The following is a 15,820-nucleotide window of genomic DNA, read 5'->3' on the forward strand; positions in this document are numbered from 1 at the left end:
GATTAGTCTTCGTCTGGATCGACCGGCCGATCGTCGAATCCGAACTCCTCGACGACCTGGTCGTGAAATTGCTCGTAGAACTCCGCTTCAGTCATCTCACCGGTGCGCAGTTTCTTCGCGGCTTCACCCATTGCTTTCCCGAGTTCCTGATCGAACTCCTGCTCCGAGTCGGCGATATCAGCGAGCGGAGCCCCATCGGGATCTCCTGGGTCGTCGTCCGGCATTGTGAGTCTACACTATGGCCTTACCCCTACGGGCACATAGACCCACGATGAGTTCCAAGAATCTTGTAAGCATTTTCAGTATCCACCCAACACCGCGCCAACGGTTGGTACTCGTTAACACAACTCTCCAGCCCTGAAACGGCTGTTTTCCGCGTTTGGTTCTTCGAAACGGCGGTGAAGTCCCGGTTCGTTTGTGTAGTAGTTACACTATATTGATCCCGATGGCCGTCGCCGCGTCCTTCATGGCCGCGATGAGGTCGGGGTCGGCGGCCTCGTCCGTGTAGATCGTCCGTCGCGGGGCCAGCACGCCGACCGACCCGACGACGGTATCGCCGCTGCCGAGGATTGGCACCCCGAGACACGCGATCTGCCCGTGGTCAGTCACGGCGTATCCCTGCTCGTCGATAGCCGCCAGCCGGTCGTAGAGACTCTCCCGTTCGACCGGTAGCTCCCGGGCGTACTTCGCGAGCGGGCAATCGAACTCACAGCCAGTATCACAGGAGAGCAGCCCGTAGCGGTCGACGATGTCCTCGACGGTCTCGGTTTCCATGCCGGAGAGAATCGAGAGTCCGGGGCCGTTACAGTGGAGGTATCGCCGTGTCCCCTGGGCGAGCCGGTTCTTCGAGATGAGATCCGAGGTCGTCCGGGAGTACAGACAGTAGCCATAGCCGTGTTCGGGGACCATTACGGTGAAGACGCCCTCGAACTCCTCGGCGAGGGCGTCGATCTTGGGTTTCCCTTCGGTAAACAGCTCTCGCTCGTGGATGGACTTGTTACAGACGTCAAGCACCCGGAGCCCGATATCGAACTCGCCGGTCTCCAGTTTCGTCACGAACCCCTCCTCCCGAAGCGTGCTCACGTAGTTCGAGGCGGTCCCCTTCGAAACATCCAGTTCCGTCGCGATCTCGCCGATCGTGGCTCCACCGGACTCCTTGAGCACCTCGATCAGCTCCATCGTCCGACTGGCGGACTGCACCGGGTTCGTCGGCTCTTCGGGCGGGGTCCGATCGGGGACCCGATAGCCCGATTCCGGATCGGCCGACCGGGGCGGGATGGGTTTGGACATACTAAAACAATGGAGGTCCGCACGTAAAGAAATTGTCTCTCGGCCCGATCAAGCGGGGCGCCCAAACCCACTGACGTGGCAGCACCAGGAATGATTAGTAAGGCGATCGTTTTAGTCTGCAAAACTGGTTGCGGCATATGTCAGTTATTGGACCCCGTCGGCCACTAGATTAGCCACCGGCCAGTGTGATTGCGAAGTCCAAATGGAAACGATTTTGGGCTACCCAAACAGAATCTTGCCGCCGGGAGTGGGTCTGGAACGTGCCCTCAGAAGTAGACCGCCCTGTCGAGGCGTGTGCGAGCTACTTGAGCTCCCAGCCGGCCTCTTCGGCGGTCGGTTCCAGCGGTTCGAACTCCCAGCCATCCTCGGGGGCAAAGCCCTCCTCACCGGGCACCCCGACGAGCACCAGTCGATCGGAGTGGAACGTCGAGCCGGACTGGGCGACCCGTGCCAGGCGCTCGGCCGGTCCGTTGGCCCCGTTGAAGAAGTCGATGTCGACGCCGTTGCGCCGGAGGAAGGTGTTCATCGTCGGCGAGTCGACCGTCCCGACGACCCCGACCCAGTCCGACCAGTTCCGGGCGTCGTCGACGACCGCTGCTGGATCGGCAGTGCTGGCGAGCGCGTTGAGCGTAAAAGCCGTCGTGAGGCCGTGAGTCACGTCGTCCTCGGCGTCCTCGGTTGGCGCCCCACAGGTGTTGCCCTCGTTCGCCTTGGCGGCCGGCTCCGGGCCCTTGCTGTCTGGAACCCCGGGCATCTGGGCGCCCGAACTCGACGTCGATGTCGAGTCTGGCTCGGGCTGGCTCTCCTCCTCGCCGCTCGGAACGCCCGGCATCTTCGAGCCGCCGTCGGTGCGGAGTCTGGCCTCGTCCGCCCCGTCGCCACCGTGTGGATCCGCGTTCATGTTCACCCTGATGAACGTGATTGGTGCCTATTACCTTGATGGTCGGCCGGCCGTTCAGAACGGCGGATCGGCGGTATCGTCATCGTCCCCAGCCTCGCCCTCGGGCCCGTCGACGCCGTCGATGCCGCCGGACCAGTTCTGCTGCTCCAACTGGAAGAACTGCTCGCGCTGCGTGTCTGACATTACCGCGATCTCGGACTCGAACTCCGCACCGACCTCCTCGACGGCCTCGCGAAGCCGTCCCACCAGAATGTTCTTGACCTGATCGGGGATGTTGAGCATCGGGAGTGCGAGGGTCACTGTCGCCGTGTCGCCGTCCATCTCGATCCCGTTGATCATCCCGAGCTGGGTCAGCGTGGCGTCGATCTCCGGGTGCGTAACCTCATCGACCGCCGCTTCGACCGCCGCTTTCGTTGGGTCTTCGGCCATAGCCCCCGATAGCCGCGCATCGGGTGAATAGATGCTGGTTCGGGCTGGGTGTTATTACAGTGTTGGGCGGGTCACGCAAATCCCGACGGTCAGTCAGAGATCGGCCATCCAGCCGATCTCGATCTCGTCGCTGTTGGGCCCTTTCGGGGCGTAGGGCTTGATGTCCAACACCGGCGTCCCGTCGATCAGATCGAGGTTCGAGACCGAGAGCCGGGTCCCCTCGATCCCGTCCAGCCGGAGAACCGACTGGCCGATGGGATTCGGTCGCGGCGGGCCCGACGTCGCGAAGATACCCACCGGATCACCACCCATGGGGCGGACCGTGAGTCGCGTGTCAGTCACCTCGTGGAGGTGGGAGAGAACCACGATGTGAGAGAACTCGGCGAGACCCTGAAGGCCAGGTTCGTACGACTCCTCCAGAAGGACGCGTCCGGAGGCCTCGACCGGCTCGGCCCCGGGGCGGGGCACGTCTTCGGGGGCCTCGAACGGCGACTCGACGACGCCGATCGGCTGGTACGTGACCGGTTGCATACCGGACGCTCGTGCCCCGGGAAGATAACGGTTGGCAGCCGCCGGCGGTCACCAGTATTGTCCGTCTAGCAAAACCATCACAATACCTATTAGCGGTTTCGCCCAAATTGGACCTGATGGAGCGTGATCTAACGGTCTCGTTTGGCCCCTGGGACGTCGATGTTGAGGCCGCGACCGGCGAGACGATTCTGGACGCGGCGGAACGAGGGAACGTCGGTATCGAGGCACTCTGTGGCGGCAACGGCCTCTGTGGCACCTGCATGGTCCAGGTCGAAGACACGACTGCCGTCTCGCCAGTCGATGCCGACGAGCGGAACCTGCTCGACGCCGACCAGCTAGAGGCCGGCTATCGGCTGGGGTGTCGGGCCGAGGTGACCGAGGACGTCTCGGTGTTCGTCCCCGCGTCCTCGCGCAGTGAAGGGGAGATCGTGATGACCGAAGGACGGGAGATCGACTTCGAGCACGCGCCGGCGATCCGTCGCTATCAGCTCGAATTCCCGGCCCCAACCCTGGAGGATACGCTCCCGGACCGCGAGCGAGTGCTTGGGGCCCTGGAATCCGAGTACGGAGTCAGGGCCGACTCGATCGACCGGCTCGCACTGACGACACTCCCGACGGCAATCCGCGAGGGAGAGACCGACGACGGCGACCTGCGGACGACCGCGACGGTCTTCGAGGAGTCCGAGGTGCTGGGGATCGACCCCGGTCGGGTCGGACCCGCGTACGGCCTCGCGATCGACATCGGAACGACCACGCTGGCGATCTACCTCCTGAACCTGCAGACCGGGGAGGTAGCCGCCGTCAGCTCCAAGATCAACCCCCAGAGCAGCCATGGCGGCGACATCATCAGCCGGGTGCAACACAGCACGCGATCGCCGGAAGGAAAGACCGAGCTCCAGGACGAGATCGTCGCCGGGATCAACGACAGCGTCGAGGAGGTCGTCGCCGAGGCGGGGATCGAACCGGCCGAGATCTACGAGGCCGTCTTCGTGGGCAACACGGCGATGCATCACCTCTTCCTGGGCATCGACGCGGGCCCCGTCGCGGCCAATCCCTACGTCCCGGCCAACCAGGCCATCCTTCGAACGAAAGCCCGGGAACTAAAGCTCGACACGAACCCCGCTGCAATGGTGTCCTGGCTGCCCATCATCGGTGGCTGGGTCGGGCCGGACTTCGTCGCGGACCTCCTGGTCTCCGGCGTGCTCGACAGCGACGAGACCGCCATCGTGATCGACATCGGGACGAACGGCGAGATCGCCGTCTCGGGGCCCGAAGAGACCTACGTGGCGTCCGCACCGGCGGGCCCGGCACTCGAAGGAGCCGAGATCGCCCACGGCGTGCGGGCGAAACCGGGAGCCATCCAGGCAATCACGCTGGATCCCGATACCTGGGAGCCCGAACTCGATATCATCGAGGACAAGACCCCGATCGGGATCTGTGGGTCGGGAATCATCGACATCGTCGCCCAGCTGTTCCTCGTCGGGGCGATCAATCGCCGCGGGCGACTGGTTGACCCCGAAGACGGACACGGTCGGGTCCGGGACACCGAGGACGGGAGTCGAGAGTTTGTCCTCGTTGACACCGACGAAGCGGACATCGAGGAGGCCATCGTGGTCTCCCAGTCGGACATTCGAGACATCCAGAACGCGAAGGCCGCGATCCAGACCGGCATCTCGGTCCTGCTCTCGGAGGCGGGCTTCGAGACGGTCGACAAACTGATCATGGCCGGCGGGTTCGGGAACTACATCGATCCGGAGTCCGCGAAGCTGCTGGGGCTGTACCCCGAAGTCGGGGCCGAGGACGTGGAGTTCCTGGGCAACGCGGCGGGATACGGCGCGATGTACGCACTGCTCAACGACGACGCGAAGGCCGAAGCCGAGCGAATCGTCGAGGAAGTTTCCTACGTCGAACTGGCGGCCTGGGACGGCTTCCACGACGCCTTCGCCCAGTCGATGTATCTCCCACACCGGGACTTCGATCGGTATCCATGGGTCAAAGAACGGGTCGAGGCCACCCGTGGGGCCGACGACGAGTTGTGAGATCACTACAAAATTATAAGTACGTTTCAATCGAACATCTTCGTGGGAGAATGGACCCAATCGCCCAGTCATTGCCGGCGATTGGCCACTGACCGAACGACGAACCACCCACCAAAACCAATACATGACAGACGAAATGGACGTATCCCTCGAGAACTGGGAACAGGGCGTTGGCATCGACTTCGTGGACGAGGAGGCACGCGAGGCCTATCAGAAGCGGGCCGGACGGATCGCAACCGCGATTCGTGGCGGCACCCCCGATCAGATCCCGACCGTGCTGAGCGCGACCTTTTACCCCGTCTTCCACGCCGGTATCACCCCCGAGACCGCGATGAACGACGCGGAAGCGCTGGGTGACGCCTTCGAGCAGACGATCACGGACCTCGAACCTGACGGCCAGCAGACCACCGCGACCCTGCTGCCCTCGGCGAAGATGCTGGACATGCTCGATTACAAGCTCTACGCCTGGCCGGGCGACGGCGCCTCACCCACGACGGGGTACCAGGCCCTGGAAGACGACTACATGGGGCCGGACCAGTACGAGCACTTCATTCAGGACCCGACTGACTTCTGGCTCCGGGAGTACATCCCGGAGATCGTCGGCGAGCTGGAGGGGTTCCGCCAGCTCCCGAAGTTCACCGACCTCGTCGAGATCCCGAACATCCACCTCATGGCGCTGTCCTTCGGGCTCCCGGAGGTCCAGGAGTCCCTGGAGACCCTGATGGAGGCCGGCGAGGAGGCGCTCCGCTGGCACGAGACCGTCGAGGGGCGGGCCATGGGTCTGGTCGAGCAGGGATATCCCCGATCCTTCGGCGGGTTCGCCAAGGCCCCATACGACGTGATCGCTGACACGCTCCGTGGGACCCACGGCGCGTCCATGGACCTCAAGCGAAATCCGGACGAACTGCTCGAAGCGACCGAATCGCTCATCCCGAAGATGATCGACATGGGCATTCGGTCGGCACAGGCTTCGGCCAACCCGCTGGTTTTCATGCCCCTGCACAAGGGCGCTGACGGGTTCATGTCCGCCGAGGAGTTCGAGGAGTTCTACTGGGGCCCGCTCCGGGAAGTCATGGAGGGACTCCTCGACGCCGGACTCGTCCCGTGGCTGTTCGCCGAGGGTGGCTACAACTCCCGGCTCGACGTGATCGCCGACCAGCCCGAGGGCAATATCGTCTGGCAGTTCGACCAGACCGACATGGTCGACGCCAAAGAGACACTCGGCGATCAGGTCACCATCGCCGGCAACGTTCACAGCTCCCTTTTGAACACCCAGACCCCGGAAGAGGTCACGGAGTACTGTGAGCAGCTCATCGATGACGTGGGCCCGGACGGATTCATCCTCGCCCCGGGGGTCGCCCTCGACGAGGCCGAACCGGCGAACGTCAAGGCGATGATCGACGCGCCGAAGAACCGGTAAGAACCGACGTTCCTTTTTGCGGTCGAGCTTTCGGAATGTGCCGGTGACGGGTGTCGGCCGCTGTGCCAGTTCGGTGCAATTGTGTTTGTACAAGTGAAACTGCTGTTTTTGGGAGTGTGCGCGCCTCAAACCCCCAAAACTATAAATCCAATGCAGTTGATTATTTCACTTGCATTACTAATGTCAGACGAATTCGTACAAGCACTGGCGGACCTCGAAGAGGAACGAGCAATCGAGATGGCCAAAGAGCGGTTGGATGCTGGCGAGGATCCGATGGCCGTTCTGGACGACCTGAAGAAGGGGATGGCCATCGTCGGCGATCGATACGACGCCGAGGAGTATTTCATCCCCGACCTGATGTATGCCGGGGACATTATCGATCAGATCTCCGATCTGCTCCAGGAAGAGATGGAGATGGAGGAAGGTGAAAAGCTCGGGACCATCGTTCTGGGTACCGTCAAGGACGACATCCACGACATCGGCAAGGATCTGGTCTTCTTCATGTTCGACCTCAACGGCTTCGACGTGGTCGATCTCGGCGTGGACGTGCCGCCCGAGAAATTCGTCGAGGCCGTCGAGGAGAACGATCCCGATATCATCGCACTCAGTGGCTTTCTCACGGCCGCCTTCGACTCCATGAAGGAGACCGTCGAGGCGCTGGAGGAAGCCGGGCTGGTCGAGCCGTTCAACGAGGACGGACTTCGTGACGGCACCAAGATCATGATCGGTGGCGGGCAGATCACGGCCGACGTGCGAAACTACGTTCGTGCAGATGGCTTCGAAACTGACGCTCCCAGCGGAGTTCGCCTGGCCAAGGAGTGGCTCAAGACGGTGGAGGCCGCACAATGAGCGACGAGCCGGCAGGGCCGACCCTGGAGACGTGGCAGCGAGGGGATGGAATCGACTTTGCCGACGAGGACGCGAAGGCGGACTACCAGCGGCGAGCGAAGCGCATGGTCGATGCGCTCCGCGGCGCTGATCCGGACCGGGTCCCGGTCAACCTGCTCTCGACGTTCTACCCGGTCTTCCACGCCGGGTACACGCCCGAGGAGGCGATGTACGAGGGCGAAAAATTGCGCGATTCGCTCCTGACGTTCGTCGACGACCTGGAGCCGGACCTGTTTCCCTGGGCCGCCTCGCTGATCCCATCAGCGACGGCCCTGGAGATCGTCGATTACCAGGGCTTTGACTGGCCGGGGGACGGTTCCTCGCCGGAGACGGTCTACCAGGCGCGCGAGCGGGAGTACATGGGCGTCGAGGACTACGAGGCCTTTTTCACGGATCCGAGTGACTTCTTCATCCGACAGTACCTGCCCGAAGTCTTCGGCGAGTTGGACGGCATGGCTCACTTCCCACAGTTCTCGAATCTGACCGCCGGGATCGCCGGGGTCCATCCGTACCTGCTGCCCTTCGGCATGCCGCCCATGCGAGAAACGCTGCAGAACCTCCTCGACGCTGGCGAGGAAGCGATGCGGTGGCAACAGCTCATCGGCGGGACCGTCGAGGAGATCGTCGGCGCGGGCTACCCCCAGTCCGTCGGCGGGATCACCCTCGCGCCCTACGACATGCTCGGTGACATGGTGCGGGGAACCCACGCGATCATGATGGACCTCAAGCGCCGACCGGAGACGCTCCTGGAGGCTGTCGACCGGCTGGTACCCATCGCCATCGAGATGGGAATCACCTCCGCGCACGTGAACAACAACCCCTTCGTCTTCATCCCGCTGCACAAGGGCGCGGACGGGTTCATGTCCGGCGAGGAGTTCGAGACGTTCTACTGGCCACAGCTCCGTCAGGTGATCGAGGCACTGACCGAGGCGGATCTCGTGCCCTGGCTGTTCGCCGAGGGGCGATACACGTCCCGGCTGGAGACGATCAGTGACCTCCCCGAGGGCGAGATGATCTGGCACTTCCAGGACACGGACCTCGAACTGGTCCGAGAGACACTCCCCGAGTCCGTCACCATCGCGGGCGACGTCTCGACGGGCCTCCTGAACACCAGGGAGCCCGAAGCAGTCACCGAGTACAGCCAGGACCTGATCGAGCGAATGGGCCGAAACCGATTCGTCCTCTCACCGGGCGTGGGGCTCGACGAGGCAAAGCCGGCAAACGTCAAGGCGATGATGGACGCGCCGAAGAACCGGTAGGCCGTTTCGAACTGGGGAATCCTTTTTAGCTGCCCGAACGCGTAGGTGGTGTATGTCAATCGGCGAGCCCGTCGTGTTGCGGGACATCTCCGTCGAACTCGACCTCGAACAGCTCGAGACACAGCCGCCCTTCGCCCAGTGGCTCGCCGCGAAATCGGGCGCCGCCACTCGAACGCGAATCGAGACGTTGCGCGAGGAGGTCGTCGCCTCGATCGACCCACGAGGATTGTACCTGATCGAGCCGACCCAGGAATCGGTGATCGAGCGATACGACCCGCCGGCGGAACTCGTTTCGGGCAGTCACCTCGTAACCGGCGTGGTGACCCTCGGCGAGGATCCCGTGGCGACGAACGAACTGTCCCGGTTCGACGCGCTCCTCTGGGACGCACTGGAAAACGCCGCGCTCCAGGATGTCAGGGAGGCGATGCTCGAAGCGATCCGGGCCGAGACCGACGAGCGGGGCTGGAACACGACTCGGGTGTACGCCCCGGGCACGAAAGACGACGGCTGGCCGCTGGAGCGCCGGGAGTACGTCTTCGAGGCCCTCCCGACCGAGGAGATCGACTGTACGCTCCAGGGGACCTACACCGAACCGCGAAAGACCCTGACGTTCACCATCGGCGTCGGCCCCGACATCGAGCAGGCGGAGTTTCTGCTCTCCTGTGCGGACTGTGAGATTCTGGCCGAATGCCCCTACGCCGGGGCGAAGACGATGGCCTGAGAAAGAAGGAGTCTAGTCGTGGAAGACCCGGTCGAAGACGTCGAAGTTCTGGTCGACGATCTCCTTCGAGGGTGGGCTGGTCAGCAGTGAGACGACAACCACGAGTGCACTCGCGAGCAGCAGCGACGGCGCGGAGTAGTGGAAGCCGAAGGTCGTCCAGGCCGGGAGGACCTCGAAGGCCCAGAGCGCGACGATCGGGGTCGTGATCACGACGGAAGCCACCACACCCGTGCTCGTCGTCCCCTTCCAGTAGAGAGCGGCGAAGTAGGATGGCACCAGCGTCGCAAAGCCGGTGAACGCGAACACGCCGACCGCCAGGATCGTGTCCGGACGGGCGAGCACGAGCAGGTACGTGACCAGGGCCACCACCAGGATGAAGAACTTGCTGAAGCGGTTCTCCCACTGCGTGGAGAGCTCATAGCCCTGCATCTTGGCGATCGGCTTGATGATGTCATCGGAGAACATCGAGGACGTCGCCAGGAGCATGCCGTCCCAGGAGGTCATGATCGCGGCGAAGATCCCAGCGGCGATCAGGCCGACCATCCAGGTCGGGGCGTACATCTCCGCCAGTGCCGGCAGAATCCGGTCCACGGCGGTGCCCTCCAGTCCGGGGAGTGCGATACTGCCCCAGACCCCAAGCGAGATGGTCATGAAGAAGAGGACGCCGACCAGCACGGGGTAGATGTAGGTGTTGCGCTTGATCGTCTTCGGGCTGTCCGCGGACATGTTCTTGACCAGCACGTGAGCGATGACGCCGTTAGACATCCCCGTCGCGATCAGGCTGAACGGGATCCAGACCTTGGGGTCCTGGACCGCCGCGCCGCCGAGCGAGATCATCTGTGGGGAGAGCTGATCGAGGATGGCCTGGCCACCACCGAGTGCGTTGTAGACGATATACATCATCGGGACCAGCACCGCGAGCATGAGCGCCCCCTGGAAGATGTTCGTCCAGGCGCTGCCCCGCTGCCCGCCGGCGTAAGCCACCCAAGTCGTGATGAACAGGATGATCAACGCGCCGAGCCAGTAGGGGATGAACCCGTCGGTCACGACTTCGAAGATGATCCCGGCCCCGATGCCACCGATCACGATGTACTGGATCTCGTAGATGATCTGGGCGATCGAGATGACAAAACGCGGCATGTAGGACTCGAATCGGTCACCGAAGAAGTGCACCGGCGTGACGTGATCGAACGCTTCGGCGAGCAGCCAGACGCGATAGCCGATCACGAAGAAGGCCGCCGCGGCCATGAACTGGGCCATTCCAACGATGTACCCGTACGCGGAGTACCCGAGTCCGTAGGCGGCTCCCGGAGCCCCCATCATCCCGAAAGCGGTTACCTGGGTCCCGAAAATCCCCATCGCCGTGGCCACGAGCCCCAGACTTCGCGAGGCGGTGAACAGGTCACCGACGTCCGATTCGAGGACTCGCCAGGCGAGATACCCGATGAGAAGCGTCCCGGCCAGGTAGGCCGCGATGATGGCGAGAATCAGGACGGTGTCGGATTCGACCATTCCTCAATCCTCACCTCCCGACTTCGGCATCGGCCAGGCGAACCGGCCGATCAGGTAGTTCAGGACCGGGAACAGGAAGGTGACGAACGCGAACCGGTAGAGGAACTCCTGTGTCCAGGCCAGATACGTGAACTGTTCGGCCCCCCAGTTCCAGAAGTCATAGTGGAGTATCGTGACAATGATCACCAGGACGAAAACGAACGCCAGTGACCCATTCGTGCTTTTGGTGTTGACCATGACGTGATTGGCAAACCTCCTGGGTACCAGTTTGAAACCACCCATCTTAATTGTTGGTACCGATTCCCACGTGACCGAGCCCGAGTCCAGGCAACTGTCGCCGCCGAGTGGAGTGCAAAACTCCTTAAACGGGGCCGTGCCATGTTCCGACGACGATGACAGACGCCCCATCTCAGAGACGGTGGGCAGTCCTGGCTATCGCCTGGGCCGCCTTCTTCAGCATCGCGATGAGCTGGTATACGATGCCGACCCTTCAGCCCCAGCTCCTGGAGAGCTACGGCCTGAGTCCACAGCAGTTCCGGACCGCACTCACCATTCCGTTTCTCGTGGCCGGGCTCCTGTCGATTCCCGGTGGGATGCTCGCGGACCGGTTGGGGATCAAGCGGGCGGCCTCGATGGGGATCGCGATTGCGGCCGTGGGCTTTCTGCTCCGATCGCTGGGCGGCGGGTTCGGACTCCTGCTCGTTGCGATGATCACCATCGGCGTCGGCCTCGGGATGGTGATGCCGAACCTGCCGAAACTGGTCAACGTCTGGTTCCCGCCCGAGGAGACCGGGCTCGCGACCGGCATCTACAACACCGGGATGATGGCCGGGCTCTCGACCGGACTCGTCATCGCCCCCTCCCTTCCGTCCTGGCGGACCGGCAACCTGGTCTTCGCCGGGGTCGTCCTGGCGCTGGCGCTTGCCTTCTACCTGATCGTCGAGGACGCCCCGCCCGGGAAATCGCTCCCGCCGGCGAACCTCTTCGAGGGCATTCAGCGGGCAGTCAGAAGTAAAAACGCCTGGATCGCTGCCATCGCGGTCTTCGCGGGCTTCAGCGGAATGGTCGCGATCCAGGGAGAGTTTCCGGTGGCGCTCAACGAGGTGTACGGCATCGAACAGGCGACCGGCGGCCAGATCGCCTCGATGATTACCTACGCCGGGGTCTTCGGTTCGCTCTCGATTCCGACCATCGCGAATCGACTCGATCGACGGAAGGCGGCGCTTGTCATCGCCGCGGTCGGGTTCGGGGTCGTCGAGTTCCCCGTCTGGTTGACCGGTAACACCAGCGTGTTGTTCGTCGGGACGGCCGTCGCGGGCTACCTGGCCGGCGGGGCCCTGCCGATCATCATGGAGGTACCAGCCTGGCTTCCCAGAGTAGCGAACGATCCCGTCGAGACCCAGCACGTCGGTGGCGCCTCGGGACTCATGACGGCGATGATGAACATCGGCGGGTTCGTTGGCCTCCCGCTCATCATCGGCCCGACGATCGGAGCCTACGGCTACACCGTCGGCTTTGGCGTCGCCATGTTCATCTTCGCGTTCCAGGGGCTCGGCGTGTTCCTCTCGATGCCGGACGTGGCCACGTGAGTCGGCAGGAAAAATTCGCTGCGGGGCGTTACTTCGAGCGGTAGAAACCCAAAAAGCGCTTCGCGAAGTTGTCCCGGCCCATCATCAGGTCGGCAAGGAGGATCGCCTCGCGAGTCTCACCGGCGTTGACGATCGGGACGCTCAGACCGGACTGGATCGCCATCGCGAGATAGAGATCGTTGATCTTCTCCCGCTCGGGCATCTCGAAGGAGATGTTGCTCAGCCCCAGCGTGATGTTGTTCCCGAGTTCGTCCCGGATCCGTTCCATCGCTTTGAGGATCTCGAACCCGATGTCCGAGTTCGAGGAGAGGGGCAGCGCGATCGGGTCGATGATGACATCCTCGCGGGGGACGTCGTAGGATTCGGCTTCTTCGAGGAGCGCTTCGGCCAGTTCGACCCGGGTCTCGGCGTCGTCCGGCGGGCCGGACTCGTCCATCGTGAGGCCCACGACCGCAGTTTCGTACTCGGCGACCAGCGGGAAAATTGCCTCACGCGAGGCCTCCTCCATGCTTACCGAGTTGATGACGGGTTTGCCGGGGGCGACCTGCAGGGCCGCCTCGAGGGCCTCGGCGTCGTCGTAGTTCGTGTCGATGACGATCGGTACGTCCACCGCATCGGCCACGGCCTCGACGGCCATCGGCAGGACGGTCTCCTTGTCCACGCCGTCGACGTCGACGTTCACGTCGATCAGATCGGCCCCGTTCTCGACCTGTTCGATCGCGAGTTCCCGGACCGGTTCCATATCCTCGTTTGCGAGTGCTTCCGCCAGGTCGGATTCCGGTCGCGGGTTGATCCGCTCGCCGATGATCCGGACCTGGTCGGTCCGGTCGATCGTGAGCGACGAATCTGCTCCCTCGACTGTCGTTTGTAGTGACATGCTGTCCATCTGAAACCACTCAGCCAGTCTCTAAAAGGATTGTGTTAGGTGACGCGTTGTCGACTGGAACTCGCTGGGAGAAAAACTGAGTTGGGATAGCACAACTGAATATGTGCAATTCCCAGATTACAGGGGCGCTACCCCGCAATCTTTAAGGAACGACCCGACCACTTTTCAAGCGGGTTACCGATGTCCGAGGAATTCGTACAAGCACTGGCGGATCTAGAGGAGGAACGAGCAATTGAGATGGCCAACGACCGGTTGGACGCTGGCGAGGATCCAATGGACGTTCTCGACGACCTGAAAAAAGGAATGGCCATCGTCGGCGACCGCTACGACGCGGAGGAGTATTTCATCCCGGACCTGATGTACGCCGGGGACATCATCGATCAGATCTCCGATCTGCTCGTCGACGAGATGGACGCGGACGAGAGTGAGACACTCGGAACGATCGTCCTCGGAACCGTCAAGGACGACATCCACGACATCGGCAAGGACCTGGTCTTCTTCATGTTCGACCTCAACGGCTTCGAGGTCATCGATCTCGGCGTCGACGTGCCGATCGAGAATTTCGTCGAGGCCGTCGAGGAGAACGACCCCGATATCATCGCGCTCAGTGGCTTCCTCACCGCTGCCTTCGACTCTATGAAGGAGACCGTCGAAGCGCTCGAAGAGGCCGGCCTGGTCGAGGAGTTTGACGAGGACGGACTTCGTGATGGCACCAAGATCATGATCGGCGGTGGCCAGATCACCGACGACGTGCGAAACTACGTCCGGGCTGACGGCTACGAAACGGACGCTCCCAGCGGGGTTCGCCTGGCCAAGGAGTGGCTCGGCGAGGCGTAAGTGAGGCGGCGTTCCATCCAGTGAAATTCTGCGCGGGGAAGATTGACGATTTTCGCCGAGTGAAGCGGTGTCGAACGAAACACGTCGTGGGGCAGAACGTCGTTAGTTCTCTTTGACCGAGTTGATCATCGCGTGGATGTTCTCCTTCGGCGTTCGGTAGATTCGAGCGCTCGTCGTCAGGATGAACCGCTCCCGACCGATGTCCTCGGCGAGTTCTTTGCAGTGGGCCTGAATGGCCTCGGGTTCGGCGGTCTTCATGAGCGAGGTCGAAACGCCACCAGCGACCGTGACGGTATCGCCCAGAATCTCGTGGGCCTCACGAACGTCGGTGCGGTCGAAAATCCACACCGTGGGCCCCTCGGGGTGGTTCTCCGCGAGGAACTCGAGTCGGGCGTCGTACGTGCCTTCGGCGAACATGAGCGGCACGTAGCCCTCGTCGATCACGGCCTCCATCGTCTCCTTCAGCGTCGGCCAGTAGAACTCCTCGAAGTCGTCCTGGGACATGAAGTTATCCGCTCCCTTGTGGAGGACAAAGAGGACGAAGGGGGACCCAGTCGCTTCCGGCCCGGACGTTCCGAGATCTTTCATCATCGGCGTGACCGCCCTGGTGGCCGCCTTGATCTTCTCGGGGCGCTTTCGCATGTCGATCATCGCGTTGCGCGTGCCACGAAGCATGTCGGCAATCGTATCGAATGGTGCCTTCGAGTACCCGCCCGAGAACGAGGGATACCCCTTCGCCTCGGCCTCGGAGGCAACCACGCCCACTTTCTCTTGCCACTCGGCCATCGCATCACCCGCGTCCATCAGCGACTCGAGTGCGTGTTGGACCTCCGAATCTCCGAAGGGGAGGGTCAGTGGCTTGATCATCGGGAGTTCCTGGCTCAGGGAGAAGTTCGGCAGTTTGCCGAGTCCCTCGAGTTCTCCGAAGACCCGGGTCATGTACTGTTTCAGGAACCAGGACTCCGGATTGGCGATGAACTCATCGTAGTCCGCCGCCGTCATGTACTCGCCTTCGAGTGCCTGGAACCCCGAATTCTCGTCGACGCCGTTTCCGGGCCAGTTGTAAAGGTTGTAGTCGAGGATATCCGCCGGTTTTCCGGGCGGCTCGATCGTGACGTGGTTGTTGTCCGGGTCGAACTCCTCGAGGAACTCCCGATAGGCGGCCGCGGCCTTCTCGGCGTCGTACATCATCTCCTCGAAGGTCACGTCGGCCTGGTGGCCGGCGAGATACCCACTCCGAACCCGTACCGGCACTCGATCGGGCGTGTTCCCGACGACAGCGTCTTTGAGCCGGGTTGCCTTTCGCTTGTATTTTTCCGCCGCTTCGGCACTTTCAAAATCGACGTGCTCTCCATTCGCCCAGGAGTCAAGGCTGACCATACCACTTATTTCGAGAGATGGAACCCTCTTAGCTTTTTTCAATAAATAGTCGAAGAAATCAGTCGGTCGCGGGGCAGGCACCGACGAACGTGCCGTTTGCACCGCACACTGGCTCGATGAGAGGTTCGAGTTCGCTGG

General features: G+C 62.6%; 16 protein-coding genes. 7 read left to right on the forward strand and 9 right to left on the reverse strand.

Annotated elements, in window-relative coordinates:
- Window positions 1-2 precede the first annotated feature (2 nt).
- The 5 genes from HSR6_RS08845 to tsaA all read right to left on the reverse strand — a co-directional run bounded on the left by HSR6_RS08845 (window position 3) and on the right by tsaA (window position 3,151).
- Window positions 3-224, reverse strand: coding sequence for a 4Fe-4S ferredoxin N-terminal domain-containing protein (locus HSR6_RS08845; protein WP_070365531.1), 222 nt, complete (start codon window positions 222-224; stop codon window positions 3-5).
- A 202-nt stretch (window positions 225-426) separates the two neighbouring features.
- A complete protein-coding gene (locus tag HSR6_RS08850; RefSeq protein WP_070365532.1) occupies window positions 427-1,290 on the reverse strand; it encodes an IclR family transcriptional regulator in 864 nt (287 codons plus the stop codon).
- Between the two features lie 301 nt (window positions 1,291-1,591).
- On the reverse strand, window positions 1,592-2,191 hold the full coding sequence (locus HSR6_RS08855) for a DUF7124 domain-containing protein (RefSeq protein WP_070365533.1): 600 nt from the start codon (window positions 2,189-2,191) through the stop codon (window positions 1,592-1,594).
- 54 nt (window positions 2,192-2,245) lie between these two features.
- The gene (locus HSR6_RS08860) at window positions 2,246-2,620 is read right to left on the reverse strand and encodes an iron-sulfur cluster assembly protein (RefSeq protein ID WP_070365534.1); all 375 of its coding nucleotides are present in this window, start codon (window positions 2,618-2,620) and stop codon (window positions 2,246-2,248) included.
- 93 nt (window positions 2,621-2,713) lie between these two features.
- Complete coding sequence (tsaA, locus tag HSR6_RS08865) at window positions 2,714-3,151, reverse strand: tRNA (N6-threonylcarbamoyladenosine(37)-N6)-methyltransferase TrmO (RefSeq protein ID WP_071933392.1); 438 nt, start codon at window positions 3,149-3,151, stop codon at window positions 2,714-2,716.
- A 116-nt stretch (window positions 3,152-3,267) separates the two neighbouring features.
- Here tsaA and HSR6_RS08870 point away from each other — a divergent pair, with 116 nt between their 5' ends.
- The 5 genes from HSR6_RS08870 to HSR6_RS08890 all read left to right on the forward strand — a co-directional run bounded on the left by HSR6_RS08870 (window position 3,268) and on the right by HSR6_RS08890 (window position 9,478).
- Window positions 3,268-5,190: an ASKHA domain-containing protein gene (locus HSR6_RS08870; RefSeq protein WP_071933393.1), complete on the forward strand. Its 1,923-nt coding sequence runs from the start codon at window positions 3,268-3,270 to the stop codon at window positions 5,188-5,190.
- A 136-nt stretch (window positions 5,191-5,326) separates the two neighbouring features.
- Window positions 5,327-6,610, forward strand: a complete 1,284-nt coding sequence (locus tag HSR6_RS08875; RefSeq protein ID WP_148661823.1) for a uroporphyrinogen decarboxylase family protein — start codon at window positions 5,327-5,329, stop codon at window positions 6,608-6,610.
- Between the two features lie 180 nt (window positions 6,611-6,790).
- A complete protein-coding gene (locus HSR6_RS08880; protein WP_071933394.1) occupies window positions 6,791-7,459 on the forward strand; it encodes a cobalamin B12-binding domain-containing protein in 669 nt (222 codons plus the stop codon).
- Entirely contained in the window at window positions 7,456-8,757 is a 1,302-nt protein-coding gene (locus HSR6_RS08885; protein ID WP_071933395.1) for a uroporphyrinogen decarboxylase family protein, read from the forward strand. The genes HSR6_RS08880 and HSR6_RS08885 overlap by 4 nt, the downstream gene beginning before the upstream one ends.
- Window positions 8,758-8,809: 52 nt before the next feature.
- Window positions 8,810-9,478 carry a hypothetical protein gene (locus tag HSR6_RS08890; protein ID WP_071933396.1) on the forward strand — a complete coding sequence of 223 codons (669 nt, stop codon included), beginning with the start codon at window positions 8,810-8,812 and terminating at the stop codon, window positions 9,476-9,478.
- 12 nt (window positions 9,479-9,490) lie between these two features.
- Here HSR6_RS08890 and HSR6_RS08895 read toward each other — a convergent pair whose 3' ends face one another.
- Both HSR6_RS08895 and HSR6_RS08900 read right to left on the reverse strand, forming a co-directional pair.
- The gene (locus HSR6_RS08895; protein ID WP_071933397.1) at window positions 9,491-10,990 is read right to left on the reverse strand and encodes a sodium:solute symporter family protein; all 1,500 of its coding nucleotides are present in this window, start codon (window positions 10,988-10,990) and stop codon (window positions 9,491-9,493) included.
- 3 nt (window positions 10,991-10,993) lie between these two features.
- A complete protein-coding gene (locus HSR6_RS08900) occupies window positions 10,994-11,227 on the reverse strand; it encodes a hypothetical protein (protein ID WP_070365539.1) in 234 nt (77 codons plus the stop codon).
- 155 nt (window positions 11,228-11,382) lie between these two features.
- Between HSR6_RS08900 and HSR6_RS08905 the strand changes: the two genes are divergently transcribed.
- Window positions 11,383-12,579 carry an MFS transporter gene (locus HSR6_RS08905; protein WP_070365540.1) on the forward strand — a complete coding sequence of 399 codons (1,197 nt, stop codon included), beginning with the start codon at window positions 11,383-11,385 and terminating at the stop codon, window positions 12,577-12,579.
- A 28-nt stretch (window positions 12,580-12,607) separates the two neighbouring features.
- On the opposite strand, the gene HSR6_RS08910 is transcribed toward HSR6_RS08905, so the two are convergent.
- Entirely contained in the window at window positions 12,608-13,456 is an 849-nt protein-coding gene (locus HSR6_RS08910; protein ID WP_070365957.1) for a dihydropteroate synthase, read from the reverse strand.
- Between the two features lie 189 nt (window positions 13,457-13,645).
- Here HSR6_RS08910 and HSR6_RS08915 point away from each other — a divergent pair, with 189 nt between their 5' ends.
- Entirely contained in the window at window positions 13,646-14,302 is a 657-nt protein-coding gene (locus tag HSR6_RS08915; protein ID WP_071933398.1) for a cobalamin B12-binding domain-containing protein, read from the forward strand.
- Window positions 14,303-14,404: 102 nt separating this feature from the next.
- Here the strand turns inward: HSR6_RS08915 and HSR6_RS08920 are convergent, their stop codons facing one another.
- On the reverse strand, window positions 14,405-15,682 hold the full coding sequence (locus tag HSR6_RS08920) for a uroporphyrinogen decarboxylase family protein (protein WP_070365542.1): 1,278 nt from the start codon (window positions 15,680-15,682) through the stop codon (window positions 14,405-14,407).
- Window positions 15,683-15,820: the final 138 nt, after the last annotated feature.

The organism is Halodesulfurarchaeum formicicum, from assembly GCF_001886955.1.
GTDB classification, from domain to species: Archaea; Halobacteriota; Halobacteria; order Halobacteriales; family Halobacteriaceae; genus Halodesulfurarchaeum; species Halodesulfurarchaeum formicicum.